At 61.1% G+C, this 11,924-nt stretch carries 15 protein-coding genes and 1 pseudogene; 9 read left to right on the top strand and 7 right to left on the bottom strand.

The features are described from left to right. Window position 1 precedes the first annotated feature (1 nt). The 4 genes from MRBLMD1_RS04245 to MRBLMD1_RS04230 all read left to right on the top strand — a co-directional run bounded on the left by MRBLMD1_RS04245 (window position 2) and on the right by MRBLMD1_RS04230 (window position 2,582). A complete protein-coding gene (locus tag MRBLMD1_RS04245; protein WP_364397693.1) occupies window positions 2-232 on the top strand; it encodes a hypothetical protein in 231 nt (76 codons plus the stop codon). Window positions 233-268: 36 nt separating this feature from the next. Beyond that, complete coding sequence (locus MRBLMD1_RS04240) at window positions 269-862, top strand: hypothetical protein (protein WP_364397691.1); 594 nt, start codon at window positions 269-271, stop codon at window positions 860-862. 139 nt (window positions 863-1,001) lie between these two features. Then, entirely contained in the window at window positions 1,002-2,279 is a 1,278-nt protein-coding gene (locus tag MRBLMD1_RS04235; protein WP_364397689.1) for a glycoside hydrolase family 26 protein, read from the top strand. Between the two features lie 120 nt (window positions 2,280-2,399). Next, entirely contained in the window at window positions 2,400-2,582 is a 183-nt protein-coding gene (locus MRBLMD1_RS04230) for a transcriptional regulator (RefSeq protein WP_364397687.1), read from the top strand. Between the two features lie 9 nt (window positions 2,583-2,591). Here the strand turns inward: MRBLMD1_RS04230 and MRBLMD1_RS04225 are convergent, their stop codons facing one another. Beyond that, window positions 2,592-3,038, bottom strand: coding sequence for a hypothetical protein (locus MRBLMD1_RS04225; protein ID WP_364397685.1), 447 nt, complete (start codon window positions 3,036-3,038; stop codon window positions 2,592-2,594). A 307-nt stretch (window positions 3,039-3,345) separates the two neighbouring features. Here MRBLMD1_RS04225 and MRBLMD1_RS04220 point away from each other — a divergent pair, with 307 nt between their 5' ends. The 4 genes from MRBLMD1_RS04220 to MRBLMD1_RS04205 all read left to right on the top strand — a co-directional run bounded on the left by MRBLMD1_RS04220 (window position 3,346) and on the right by MRBLMD1_RS04205 (window position 5,557). Next, window positions 3,346-3,957 (top strand): TasA family protein, encoded by a 612-nt coding sequence (locus MRBLMD1_RS04220; RefSeq protein WP_364397683.1) that lies wholly within the window; start codon window positions 3,346-3,348, stop codon window positions 3,955-3,957. A gap of 31 nt (window positions 3,958-3,988) precedes the next feature. Next, complete coding sequence (locus MRBLMD1_RS04215) at window positions 3,989-4,615, top strand: signal peptidase I (RefSeq protein WP_364397681.1); 627 nt, start codon at window positions 3,989-3,991, stop codon at window positions 4,613-4,615. Continuing rightward, the gene (locus MRBLMD1_RS04210; RefSeq protein ID WP_364397679.1) at window positions 4,608-4,985 is read left to right on the top strand and encodes an Hpt domain-containing protein; all 378 of its coding nucleotides are present in this window, start codon (window positions 4,608-4,610) and stop codon (window positions 4,983-4,985) included. The genes MRBLMD1_RS04215 and MRBLMD1_RS04210 overlap by 8 nt, the downstream gene beginning before the upstream one ends. Window positions 4,986-5,146: 161 nt before the next feature. Beyond that, window positions 5,147-5,557 (top strand): DUF6855 family protein, encoded by a 411-nt coding sequence (locus MRBLMD1_RS04205; protein ID WP_364397677.1) that lies wholly within the window; start codon window positions 5,147-5,149, stop codon window positions 5,555-5,557. 235 nt (window positions 5,558-5,792) lie between these two features. Here the strand turns inward: MRBLMD1_RS04205 and MRBLMD1_RS04200 are convergent, their stop codons facing one another. The 3 genes from MRBLMD1_RS04200 to MRBLMD1_RS04190 form a co-directional block, all read right to left on the bottom strand. Beyond that, entirely contained in the window at window positions 5,793-6,374 is a 582-nt protein-coding gene (locus tag MRBLMD1_RS04200) for a recombinase family protein (RefSeq protein WP_364397675.1), read from the bottom strand. Between the two features lie 219 nt (window positions 6,375-6,593). Beyond that, complete coding sequence (locus tag MRBLMD1_RS04195) at window positions 6,594-7,013, bottom strand: DUF2510 domain-containing protein (protein ID WP_364397673.1); 420 nt, start codon at window positions 7,011-7,013, stop codon at window positions 6,594-6,596. A 70-nt stretch (window positions 7,014-7,083) separates the two neighbouring features. Further along, complete coding sequence (locus MRBLMD1_RS04190; RefSeq protein WP_364397671.1) at window positions 7,084-7,986, bottom strand: DUF6804 family protein; 903 nt, start codon at window positions 7,984-7,986, stop codon at window positions 7,084-7,086. A gap of 401 nt (window positions 7,987-8,387) precedes the next feature. On the opposite strand from MRBLMD1_RS04190, the gene MRBLMD1_RS04185 reads away from it, so the two are divergent. After that, a complete protein-coding gene (locus MRBLMD1_RS04185; RefSeq protein WP_364397669.1) occupies window positions 8,388-8,969 on the top strand; it encodes a recombinase family protein in 582 nt (193 codons plus the stop codon). A 2-nt stretch (window positions 8,970-8,971) separates the two neighbouring features. Here MRBLMD1_RS04185 and MRBLMD1_RS04180 read toward each other — a convergent pair whose 3' ends face one another. The 3 genes and pseudogenes from MRBLMD1_RS04180 to MRBLMD1_RS04170 form a co-directional block, all read right to left on the bottom strand. After that, entirely contained in the window at window positions 8,972-10,036 is a 1,065-nt protein-coding gene (locus MRBLMD1_RS04180) for a recombinase family protein (RefSeq protein ID WP_364398018.1), read from the bottom strand. 30 nt (window positions 10,037-10,066) lie between these two features. Further along, window positions 10,067-10,396, bottom strand: a pseudogene (locus MRBLMD1_RS04175) (recombinase family protein); the annotation flags it as partial. After that, on the bottom strand, window positions 10,285-11,391 hold the full coding sequence (locus MRBLMD1_RS04170) for a CpaF family protein (protein WP_364397667.1): 1,107 nt from the start codon (window positions 11,389-11,391) through the stop codon (window positions 10,285-10,287). The gene MRBLMD1_RS04170 and the pseudogene MRBLMD1_RS04175, both read right to left, overlap by 112 nt. Between the last annotated feature and the right edge of the window lie 533 nt (window positions 11,392-11,924).

Below are 11,924 nucleotides of genomic sequence, written 5' to 3'. Positions count from 1 at the left end.
CATGAACATCCAACAATGGTGGCTAAAGCTCCAGCCCTCCACCCAGCAATGGCTGATGGAGAACAACGGCGATGTTCTTCCCGACCGGATTACTGCGGAAATTATCGACGCTGGCGGTCCGCCGAAGGGTGATCCGTGGTGGGGTGAAATCCGGGAAGCGGAGGAACTTGTTCTTCCCGACGAGGCCATCGACTGGATCGAAGAGATTGCCAACGACGAAAACGCCAACTAGAGCTCTGCCACTTACCAGTGGGGGGAAACCTGACGGATGGTTGCCGGCCGGGTGGATGATGGTCGCATGCAGAGAATTCCCGGTTGGGTGGCAGCCGCTGTCATCACCACGATTGTCTTCGCGACCACGTACCTGGCCCTGCAACATATAGGCCGCCAAGCTGTCAACGATGCCCCGGCGGCGGCCGCAGCAGCACAGATCCAGCAAATCGGGTCTGATCCCGGGCTGGGACCGCGACTGGAACTGACGAAAGACAGCGGCATCTTTCTCATGGTCATTGGTGAGGACAACAAGGCAATTTCCACAACGGTCACCCTGCGCGGGAAAGTGCCAACCCTTCCGGTCGGTGTCCTGGACACCACCCGGGCAACCGGAACGGATGCTGTCACCTGGCAGCCGGAGCCTGGCCTGAGGATGGCTATCGTCACCCGGCAGGCCACCGGCAAAGTCGTTGTTGCCGGCCAATCCCTCACACCATTCGAAAACACCGATAAATGGACCCAGCTCATCCTGACGGCCGGATGGTTGACCAGCATGCTGGCTCTCGCCGCTGCCTACGCTGTCACGGCTTTTCTCACCCGGCACCACAAACCAAACCTCAGTACATCCGTCGGTGATCGCGAGGCCTAGTGCATTGCACTCCCGCTGATTCCAGGGGGCGTTTTCGCCATGTGTCCGATCCCGAGCTTAAGGCGGTCGGCCTTGGTCAGCAGCCTGCGCGCTGGCCTCTAGGATAGGAACAAAACCGCAGGCCAACAGGGGGTTAACTATGCCTGACGCTACTGCACACGGGCAGGACGGCGGCCGGCGCGACGATTTCGTAGACCGGTTCAAGTCCTGGGCCCTGCCGGTGCTGGCCGTGGTGCTGGCGGCCGGGTTTGGCACCACCAGCTTGGTCAACGGCCTTTCTGACCGGGACCGCAAAGCAGCGGAGGCCGCCGAGAGCCGCAGCGCTGAAACGATTCCGGTATGCGAAGTGACAGACCGGAAGGACCTGGCCCCGGCGTCCGGGGCCCTGTTCGGGGTCAACCTGAACCTGGACGCAAAACCACTGGCGCAATACGCGGCCGACCTTGGGCACAAGCCCGCGGTGAGCGTGTCCTTCGCTGACTTCCCCTACACCGCCGAAGAAAGCGTACACCTACAGCAGGCCGCGGCCCAGATCCGGGCCGACGGGCACATGATGCTGCTGACCCTTGAACCCAAGCAGGGCCTGGCCGCGATCACCCCCGACACCGTGACCGGCCTCGTGAACGACTTGGCGGCACTGAACGCCGAGGGCGTCCCGGTGATTGTCCGGCTCGCCCACGAAATGAACGGTTCTTGGTACCCCTGGTCCCAGCAACCCCTCGAATACAAGGACGCCTTCACCCGGGTGGCCGCCGCCGTCCACACCGGAGCGCCGGGTTCGGCGATGATGTGGGCGCCCAACTACGCCGGCGGGTACCCCTTCGCCGGAGGCCAGTACGAAGCCAAGCCCGGCACGCCGGACTTCGAGGCCCTGGACACCGACCACGACGGCACCCTGACGATGGCTGATGACTCCTATTCCCCGTACTACCCCGGAGACGAGGCGGTGGACTGGGTGGGCATGTCCCTCTACCACTGGGGCGCCCGCTACCCCTGGGGAGAAAACGAGACCCCCGAAGCCAACAAATTCGCCGACCAACTGACCGGCACTTACGCCGGGGCCAACGGTGACGACACCCTGCTCCCTGACTTTTACCAAATCTACGGCCAGGCCCACGGCAAGCCCGTCGCCATCCCTGAAACAGCAGCGCTCTACAACCCAGCCGCAGGCGGGGCCGCCGAAATCGACATCAAACGCATCTGGTGGGAACAGGTCTTCAGCCCCGACACCGCTGCCAGATTCCCAAACCTGAAAATGATCAACTGGTTCGAATGGGACAAAAACGAAGCCGAAGTCAACGGCCGGATCGACTGGACCGCCACCAACACCCCCACCATCCGGGACGCCTTCACCAACGCGCTGCCCGACTGGCTGCACTACGGCACCGGAACCAGCTGCCGGGCCGCCCAACAATAAAACCCCAGCGTTTCCCGCACTCGTGCCCGGTCTTTCGGGGCGCCAATGTCGTTTGTGTCCGTGTATGTGCAGCCCAGTAATCCGGGTATCAACCAAAATCCAGGGGGAAGGTGGGGCACTGTGAAGCTCACCGCGCGGATCAGGTCGGCCAGCGACGGATGGCTTGCCTTGGAGGTCATCGAGATGCCCGGTCTGGAGGCTGCGGCAAAGAGGTTTGAGGACATCCCCGATGCGGTGCGGGCGGCGGCTGCCCAATCCACAGGACGGCCACAGACGGAGTTCGACGTCGACATCGCGCTATAGGCGCCGGGATCAGCAGACGGTGACCGGGTTCGGGGTGCTGGACCAGGCATAGCTGGTGCCGGGTACCTTGTATTGCGCGTCGACACTGTAGGTCCATTTGTTGCCCGGGCTCGGCGCGGTGTAGCTCCCGCCGGGGTTGAGCGGGACAGGGGACGCTGCGAGTCCCGTGAAATCCTTCACGATTAACACATAGTTGTTGGCCTTGGCGACGGTGCCGTGGCTGGTGACCGTGATGGTGAGTCTGAATTTACTGCTGCCACCGTTCGGGGTACAGGTAACGGTGACGACATTACCCGTCGGGCTTGCCAGCTTGTAGGTACCCACTGAGGTGGTCCCGGCATTGAGGGTGCGGGTGAACACCGCGTTGGCGGCAGGCGCGCCGGCCATCAGGGACGCCATCAGGAGCCCGGCGATCAGGACCCGGCCCCGGTGTCTGAGGCACTTGACGATCCTCACCCCAACCCCCTCTCCCATGGACTTGCTAACTGATCTGCTGAAGCACCTCTATTGAGCTCCGTATCAACAATCCCTTTTAGACCTCAAGGATGAGTCAAGGGCGCATCATGTTGCCCGAAATTTGGTCCTCCAGGGATCCTCACGGCTCCAAAGTGGCTTTGACATGCGGAAACTTTGACGCTCTCTTGATGGAAGGCAAAGTCCTTCCTTGATGCGCCGGCGGCAGAGTTGTCCCCGGACAGGCCGATCGGGCTTGTAACAGCTCGGCCGGCCCTACTGGGGGAAGGCCCCCACACAGGAGAGCATCATGGGTATCACTCTGAAAACCACCACCGGCAAGATCATCGCTTCCGTCGCGCTGGTCGGCACGGCCGCCAGCGTCGCCGGCCTGGGCACGTTTGGTGCCTTCACCTCCACCACCTCAGCCAGCCAGGCTGTCACCGCCGGAACGGTCACGATCGCGCTGCCCGCAGCCGGCGTCGACAACACCCTGAACGTTCCCGTGACCGGGCTGCTGCCAGGCGACAAGGTGGAGAAGCTCGTCAAGCTCTCCAACACCGGCAACTCCGACCTGAACACCGTCACCCTTGCCACGGACGCCGGGGCGACCGCGTCGCTGCTGACCACCGATGGCACCAACGGCCTGCAGCTGACCATCGAGAACTGCAGCGTTCCCTGGACCGGAACCGCCGGCGCCTACGCCTGCACCGGTACGCAGTCCACGGTGCTCGCCAACGGCCCGATCATCACCGGCACCGCCAAGACCCTGGCCAACCTGACCGCACTGGCCGCCACGAAGGCGGACAACCTCAAGGTCACCACCGCCCTTCCCGCCTCCGCTGACAACACCTTTCAGGGCCTGACCAGCACCATTGGGTTCACCTTCACGGCGACCCAGCGCACCGCCGTCTCCAAGTAGACCCACCTGATTCCGGAACGGGGACCCACCCATGAGCGCCGCCATCAACAGCCCCAGCCTTACCCAACGCGGGACAGCAAAGGCAGACGGCGTGGGTCCTCGTTCCGGTACCCGCCGGGTCATTAAAGTGCTGCGCCGGGTGGTGTCCTGGCTGGCGACGGCCATGGTGTTCCTGGCCGTCGCTGCGTTCCTGGCCCTGGCGGTCGGTCCGCGCGTCTTGGGCTACCAGACCTCCACCATGCTGACCGGCTCCATGGCCCCACTGATCAACCCCGGTGACATCGTCATCACCCGGCCCGTACCGGTAGCGGACATCAAGGTCGGCGACATCATCACCTACCACATCCCGGTCGAGGACCAGCGGGTCGAGACGCACCGCGTCACCGCCATAACCCCAAAGCCGGACGGCACCTTCGTAGTGCAGACCAAGGGAGACGCGAACAACGGCGCCGACCCTTGGCTGGCCACGATCAGCACCCCTACCGTGGACCGGCACGCGCTGACCGTCCCCCACGTCGGAGAAGCCATCAGGGCCATCCGGCAGCCCCTGATACTGAACACCCTCATGTATGGGGCTCCCGCCCTCCTGGTCATCAGCATGCTCGCCGCGATCTGGCGCAAGATACCCGAGAAGACCGCAACGGGCGGCAATGACTAAAGTGCGAACCCTGTTTGATCCGCAAGTGATCCAGACGCTTGCCTGCACCATGGGCAACAAGCCCCTAGCGTTCCGCTTCCTCGGCGATTATTTCGACCTACTCCCCAGAAGGAAGCACCGCATCATCAGCGCCGTCCAGGACGAGGACCCGGAGGCGGCGATGGACGCCATCCTCAGCTTGAAAATCGCCTCAGCCATGGTCGGCGCCAGAGACGCTGAAGACCGGTGCCGGGTCCTGCAATCCCTGATCGCCAACCTAAACTTCCACGCGGCCGGCCCCGGAGCCATCGCTCTGGGATCCTCAGTCGATGCCCTGGTCGCCGACGCCCCAGAAATTCTTTCGACCCTTCGCCCCCGCCTGACCGGGTAATGACGTCCCTGCCACGCGCACAGTCCCCGACCATGAGGTGGGGACGTCCCCCCGGCCCTTACCGAGGCTCGCCGCCCGCATTGCCACCGTCGGTGACGCTGATTGTGGCTGACAGCTACTCTGAAGCTTCATCGTGTTGAACGGGAAGGCGGGCGGTTGTCATGTCCGAAGGGACGAAGGCTGATCCTTGGAAGCTTCTAACAGCCCCGGGGTCATCTGAATATCAGATGTACCGGGATCCCGATGCTGAACCTCCGGCGCTTGTCTGCCAGGTCGGAGCGACCACCTTGAAGTATCACCTCAGGGCGATCGAGGACCTGCACGCGTGGCTGACCGAACAAGGCGGCTGGGTTCCCCTGGGCGCTGCCGACGAATCCAAGCCAGCCCCGGACGGCAGCGTCGAGGCTTGGGGCCGTGACCCGGCAAACCCGGTCGGCGGCTGGTACGGGCTGCGTAAAGGCTACCGCGGCCGGTTTGGGATGTACCTTCCGCCACTGCTGGAGGCACTCGGGTTAGCAGAACTTACCCACGAGAAACGCAACAACACAGTCCGCGCCCTCCCCACGACCTAAACAACTTGTCTTGAAAAGCAAAAGCTTTTCGAGACACTGTTCAGGGCGTCGGGAGGAGCCAGCTGCGTGTCATTTTCAGAAGTCGGCTGCACAAGGGCCCGCGGAATTCCGGGGTTGTGCATACGAATATGGATATTGAAATGTCAGAAGTCGCCTGCACGAAGCTGCGTTCTGCTCAGTAGTCCTCTGCACCAACAGTCATCTTTCTGAAGCCGCCTGCACCAACCAGCAGAAGCTACTTCTTTGGCGCCTCGGTCGCGCCTGTTGCCGGGACCCATCGGTAGAGGGTGGGTACGGAGACTCCTAGGGTGTCGGCGACCTCCCGGGGCGGTGTTCCTTGTTTGAGGAGTTTGCGGGCTGAGCGGATCTTGGCATCTGTCATGATGCGTTTGCGGCCGCCGACCCGTCCTTGTTGGCGGGCGGCCTGTAGGCCGGCCTGGGTCCGTTCGACCATGAGTTCCCGTTCCATCTGGGCCAGGGAAGCCATGACGTTGAAAAAGAAGCGTCCGGAGGCCGTTGTGGTGTCGATGGCATCGGTGAGGCTGACGAATCCGACGCCGCGGTCGCTTAGTCCGCCGGCGAAGTCCAGGAGGTCTTTCACGCTCCGGCCTAGGCGGTCCAGCTTCCACACCACCAGAGTGTCACCGTGGCGCAGGTTGTCCAGAGCCTGGTCGAGACCTGGGCGTTGGGACTTGGTGCCGCTGATGGTGTCTTTGTAGATCTTGTCGCATCCGGCCCTGTTCAGGGCTTCGACCTGCAGGTCCAGGTTCTGGTCCCGGGTGGAGACCCGGGCGTAGCCAATGCGGTGCGTGGCCATGGGCGTTTTCTCTTCTCAAAACTCGGTTGGGGGGTCTTAGTTCGACTGTACCGTTTCGAGAACTATTTGTGAGAACAGGGGCCCGCGCTGCTCCTTTTTCTTCCTCAGCCCAATTTTCCGGGGCAGGACGTTACGCCACTGCGATGAGCGATCGTCCCCTGGATTCTCGATTCAAGCTGTTCTTGCAATCCTTCATTTTCGAGAAGCCCTCGCCTGACGCTACATTCGTCCCGTAACTGCCCAAATTAGGGCCATGAGCGTGTAAATAACGCCCAGAACTAGTCCCACAATCGCGAAGATCTTATTTTTCCTCGATGCCCCAAGTGGGCTCCGGACCAAGGCAATCGTAGATACGACGATGGCGGCTACGCAGATGAGCGGCCCAAGAACAGGAAATCCAAACAAGAAGAACGCCGCAATTCCCAGACCAAAACCCGTACCGGACGCCGCACTTACTCCACTTCCTGAGGAGCGCCGTGCGGCTGCCAGATGGGTGGAACCGGCAAGACCTGGAATCGCAAGTTCGGGGCCGGGTGGTGGAGCAGCCTGGACATGGTCCGTCCACCGGGTTCCGTCCCACCATCGAACTTGGTTGAAGTTCTCAGGGTTGGCATACCACCCTGCTGGAGGTTGGATCATGATGCCGCCTTCTGCTGGAGCTGATTTGGGTCGCTTGATTAGAGTTACTACACACCCTGCTGCGGCAGGGTTAGAAGGCCGCCTTGTCGTCCTTTGTTGCCGGCCTTGACGCTCTTAATTTGAAGCCAGCGGTAGCAAAAAGGGCGGCCCCCAGTCCATCAGGAATGATCCAGAAATCACGAGTTGCAGTCACCGGTATGAGTGGATTGAAGAGGAGTGCTGCGGCGGCGAATACAAGGCCCCATGCAGTTCTTTTTTGTTGGCCTGCAATGACACACATCCAGATGGCCATGGCGGACACGGCCCACCGCATTACGACGTAGAACTCATAGGGCGCTCCAAGAAAGGCCACGACGAGGAAGAAGGCGCCGATCACTGATGGGATGACAGCGGGGTACACGGTTATCAGCGGAGCGCCGTCCAACTGTTTTTCAGTAAAACCTGGGGCAGCAGGGTTCCGCTCTAGCGTGTGTATATAGGGACTAAATTCCACGGCTGGCTGTGGGTGCAAAGCGTCAACAGAAGGCTTGGGCGCAGCAGCTGGGGCAGACCCCCGATCATTACGATCGAAGGTGCGTGGGCTTCTGGACCAAGCGGGTGGTCGTTGACCGTTTTCTATACTCCTGACAAATTCCGCTGGTTCACCATCCACGGGATTTACTGCAGGTGATACCGGTCCAACTTCCCTCACGGAGGCTGCGATCGCATCGATAATTGGTCCGGCCTTCGTCTCCAGATTGCCCACTGCCCGAGGTGACGAGACGCCTCCAGTCCTGAGGCTTCCATAGCGCCAAACAGCGGCGCCTCCCTCGAGTCTGATCCATCCAACGAAGTCCGAATACGACAGCACCAGGATCGGCTCGGAAACGCCGTTTACGTAGATCGGCACAACCTGTCGGTTTAGGTCTCCGTGCACCACCTGGAACTGAATGCTCGACGTGAAGGCGCTGAATTTCTCACGCTTCTTACCCACAGGCACATCTCCAGTCCTCAGCCCTGCGGAACGCCCGCCCGGTCCCCTGGAGCTGATGGTACTCCTAGCTAAGGACAGGTGACTTCTGCCAAGAATTTCAGGTACGCGGTGCCTAGTGCAGGCGACTTTGGACATTCGTGCAGACGCCTTCGGAAACTGACAGCGTACCTGGATCGGAAACCCGTGCCAAGATCACTCGGTCAGCAAAGGTTTGCCCAAATGGATCACCAAGCCCAGCCCGGTCACACTGCCGTCTCGCAACCCATCGGTTACGAGGCACGTTGGATGAGACACGATCAGGCTCCATAAACAGCCCAAAATGTGTCTCACTACCATGTCTTGCAAGTTCCTGTTAATGTCTGAGTCTCCAACGACAGTTACGAGACAACTAGGAGGTAAATATGAGCAAGCTGATTGGGTATGCTCGCGTGTCCACGAAGGGCCAAGATTCGGAGCGGCAACAGGTAGACCTTTTGGCGGCTGGTGTGCGCCGCGATGATCTATACGTTGACCACGGCATTAGCGGCTCTCGTGCGAGTCGTCCGGCACTGGACAAAGCTTTGGATGCACTTCAGGAAGACGACACGTTGGTAATCGCGACCCTGGACCGCCTCGGCCGCTCGACGCAAAACATGCTCGCTCTTGCGAACGATCTTCAAAGCCGTGGAATCAACCTTCGGGTACTTAACTTAGGCGGCGGCGATGTGGACACGTCAACGGCCACAGGAGCGATGGTATTCACTGTCATGGTCGCACTCGCTCAGATGGAACTGGACATCAAACGCGAGCGTATCCGCGACTCAGTCAGCAAACGGCGCGCAGCAGGGAAGGACCTCGGCGGACGTCGCACGTCCTACACCGACAGTCAGATTGAAAACGCACGGCAGTTGGTGGCGGCCGGGAAACCCGCCAGCACGGTTGCTCGGGATCTGGGTATGTCGCGTGCAACGCTGTACAGGCGGCTCGCGGAACTCCCCCAGTAGGTCTACAGGAGTGGTAGCGGGCGGGACCGAAAGGTCTTGATCTCTTCTGCGGAGAGTGGCCCCCGCGCCCTACCGCGCTCCTGTGGGCGCAGCAGCACAGTGCCCGCGTCAAACACTCGTGGAGATCCCTTGCTGTGCGGATACAAGACCACATGGAACCCCCAGCGCAAAAAGTCACGGCGTGTATCGACGGGCAAATCCAGCCACTCGCGAGCATCCTCAGATGCAAGATCTACAGCCTTGGGCAACGTCATTCGGATCATGTCTGTGCGCGGAACGCCCTTCTCAGACACGAGTTCTACCATGCGGGCTTCCAGATCAGCTTGCTTCACCCTGATTTGTTCGGTCATCGTCGCTAGCTGAGCGAGCGAGATTATCCCTTCAGCGGCCATCTTGGCCGCGTCCGTCAAGCGCGTACGGAGGGCCTCTGCTTCCGCTTCCACCCCTTCCCGCTCGCCCGTATTGTCCGTCTTGACCTGCGACACCGACGAGGTCAGTATGCGATGAGCTATGACAGCACGATTGACTACCTCGTCCACATACTCAATTCTCTTGCCTACATGCCCCCTGCCCTTCTCAGGGCAGCGGTAAACAAAGTAGGACTCCCCATTGCGACCGACGACCGAGGCCGAACGCACTAGCGCCCCACAATGGCATTGGGCGATCCCAGCAAGAAGATGCCTGGCCTTATTGGACTGGGAACGGCGGCGACCGGGATCACTGAGGATGGACAGGACAGCCCGGTAAACATCTTCAGAAACGATTGCCGGGAACTCCGAGGGGCCGACGATCTCCCCTTTGAACTGGGCAAGGCCTGCATTGCGTGGGCGCTTCAGCATCTGCCCGAGCTGTGCATAGCCCCACGGCTTTCCGCGAGTGGTTGTTATTCCTTGGTCATTCAGTTCCCGGACTATTGACCCCATACTTTGCCCCTTGAGTACAGCTTGAAACGCATACCGCACCGTAGCGGCTTCAGTTTCATCGACGACCGGCCGATCACCGTCGACTTGCCAACCGAACGGGCGCGCTCCCCCCGTCCACTTACCCTTACGGGACAACTCTTCCATCTTGCGGCTGATTCGCTCGGCTTTGTGCTCCGACTCGTATCGCGCAAGGGTCCCAAGCATGCGGGCAGTCACGCGTCCCGAAGGCGTAGATAGGTCCAATTCGCCCGATCGCACCGCGAACGTCTTTACGTCATGCGCGGCACAAGCATCGATGTAATGCTCCAGTTCAACGGGACTTCGATGCAGCCGGTCCATGTGCCAGACCAAGACATAATTGACCATGCCCTCGCCTAGGCTCTTCAGCATCCTCAGGTAGGCAGGACGCGGCTTGGCACTGTAGGCACTAAGGTCGTTGTCCGCATACGTCGCGACGACCGTAAGCCCCATCGATTCCGCCAACTCTCGGCAGTCGGCCTCCTGGCGTTGCACGCCCAGCATCCCCCCGGTGCGATCCTGACTGATCCGGCAGTAGATGACTGCGTTCTTTCCCATAGGTAAAGCTTAATCTGCACTGTGCGTGAACGATAGTCGGGAAGGCCCGAGTTCAGGGCAATGAGCATGTCCAGGCTCTCGGCTTCGCGCACCTCCCCCACCATCAGCCTGTCCGGACGCATCCTCAGCGCTTCCTTCACCAGGCGCCGGAGTGGAATTTCACCCTCGCCTTCGAGATTCGGTTGACGGCACTGCAGGCCCACCACGTCCCGGAGGGCAAATTGCAGTTCGAAAATTTCCTCGACGGTGATGACACGTTCCCGGCTGCCGATGCTCGCGGCCAGGCAGTTCAGCATGGTGGTTTTACCTGCCTGGGTTGCTCCGGACACGAGGATGTTGAGGCCGCTGGACACCGCCGCGCCGAGAAAGCGTGCTGCCTGCGGCGTCAGCGTGCCCAACTCCACCAGATGTTCCAAGCGGCTGGCCTTCACCACAAACTTGCGAATGTTCACTGCCCAGTGACGGCGGGTGACATCTGGAATAACCACGTGCAGCCTTGAGCCGTCCGGCAGTGCGGCATCGACGAAGGGCGATGACATATCCAGTCTTCGGCCGGAGCTTTTGAGCATGCGCTCCACGAGATCGCGCACCTGCTGTTCCGTGAGGCTCAGCGACGTCAGTTCAGACTCGCCATTGCGCGCCACGTAGATTTCGTTGGGTGCATTGAGCCAGATTTCCTCGATGGAGGGGTCATCGAGGAGGGGTTGGAGTACACCGAAACCGGCGACGGCGTCGAAGAGGAACCGGCGGGCCGCATCAAGCGGGCCGAGGGGCGGCAGTGGCCCCATCAAAGCCCGTTCGTCATAGTCCGTGACGGCTGCTTCGACCAGCCGCCGGACCTCGCCTGCCTGCCTGAGCGGGTCCAGTCCGCGGCGGCGGATGAGCTCGCGGACTTCGTCCTCGACAATTCCCAGCGCGTTCATATGTTCCCCCATACAACTGCCGCCCCCGGCGGAGGCAGTGCGACTGGGCTACAGCCTAGGGAGCTTGCCCGGCGGCAACAAGTCATCCTCCGGCTGTGTGGATAACCGAGGAACCTCAAGATTGTCTCCAGTAGGCCTCAGGATTGGATCTGGATGACCACAGGATTCACATAAGTAACACCAGAATCACTGGTTTCGCTGGTAACACCGGTGCTATGGTGAGCGCGTTATTTATCGAAATAGCACTATCAGGTGCCTTCCTGGGGGAAATCACCTGAGCAGTATCCAAAGAGGCGCTTGGGGGAGCGCCCTCATTGTCTCCGGAGCACACATGAAGCGGAACCTGTCTCAGTCCCGTCGCCCAGTCCTGAAGTCTTTTGGGCTCGTACTACTTGCCTGCTCCCTTTTAACAGGACCGGGCCTGAGCGGAGTCGCCTTCGCCGTTGATTCCAGCCCGACGCCCGCTCCGTCACCGACGTCCACCGCGGCGCAATCCCAGACCGCGCCTTCGCCGGCACCGGCTTTGCAGGGTG

Origin of the sequence: Pseudarthrobacter sp. LMD1-1-1.1 (assembly GCF_040676255.1) — a bacterium.
Taxonomy (GTDB): Bacteria; Actinomycetota; Actinomycetes; order Actinomycetales; family Micrococcaceae; genus Arthrobacter.
Note: the sequence above shows the minus strand (reverse complement) of the source record. Positions and strands in the feature narration are given on the sequence as shown.

Excerpts from the sequence above, each read along its gene's own strand:
- MRBLMD1_RS04205 (WP_364397677.1), top strand. The coding sequence starts at position 5,147 with ATGTCCGAAGGGACGAAGGCTGATCCTTGGAAGCTTCTAACAGCCCCG.
- MRBLMD1_RS04180 (WP_364398018.1), bottom strand. The coding sequence starts at position 10,036 with ATGGAAGAGTTGTCCCGTAAGGGTAAGTGGACGGGGGGAGCGCGCCCG.
- MRBLMD1_RS04210 (WP_364397679.1), top strand. The coding sequence starts at position 4,608 with ATGACTAAAGTGCGAACCCTGTTTGATCCGCAAGTGATCCAGACGCTT.
- MRBLMD1_RS04240 (WP_364397691.1), top strand. The coding sequence starts at position 269 with ATGGTTGCCGGCCGGGTGGATGATGGTCGCATGCAGAGAATTCCCGGT.
- MRBLMD1_RS04195 (WP_364397673.1), bottom strand. The coding sequence starts at position 7,013 with ATGATCCAACCTCCAGCAGGGTGGTATGCCAACCCTGAGAACTTCAAC.
- MRBLMD1_RS04185 (WP_364397669.1), top strand. The coding sequence starts at position 8,388 with ATGAGCAAGCTGATTGGGTATGCTCGCGTGTCCACGAAGGGCCAAGAT.
- MRBLMD1_RS04220 (WP_364397683.1), top strand. The coding sequence starts at position 3,346 with ATGGGTATCACTCTGAAAACCACCACCGGCAAGATCATCGCTTCCGTC.
- MRBLMD1_RS04200 (WP_364397675.1), bottom strand. The coding sequence starts at position 6,374 with ATGGCCACGCACCGCATTGGCTACGCCCGGGTCTCCACCCGGGACCAG.
- MRBLMD1_RS04215 (WP_364397681.1), top strand. The coding sequence starts at position 3,989 with ATGAGCGCCGCCATCAACAGCCCCAGCCTTACCCAACGCGGGACAGCA.
- MRBLMD1_RS04235 (WP_364397689.1), top strand. The coding sequence starts at position 1,002 with ATGCCTGACGCTACTGCACACGGGCAGGACGGCGGCCGGCGCGACGAT.
- MRBLMD1_RS04170 (WP_364397667.1), bottom strand. The coding sequence starts at position 11,391 with ATGAACGCGCTGGGAATTGTCGAGGACGAAGTCCGCGAGCTCATCCGC.
- MRBLMD1_RS04245 (WP_364397693.1), top strand. The coding sequence starts at position 2 with ATGAACATCCAACAATGGTGGCTAAAGCTCCAGCCCTCCACCCAGCAA.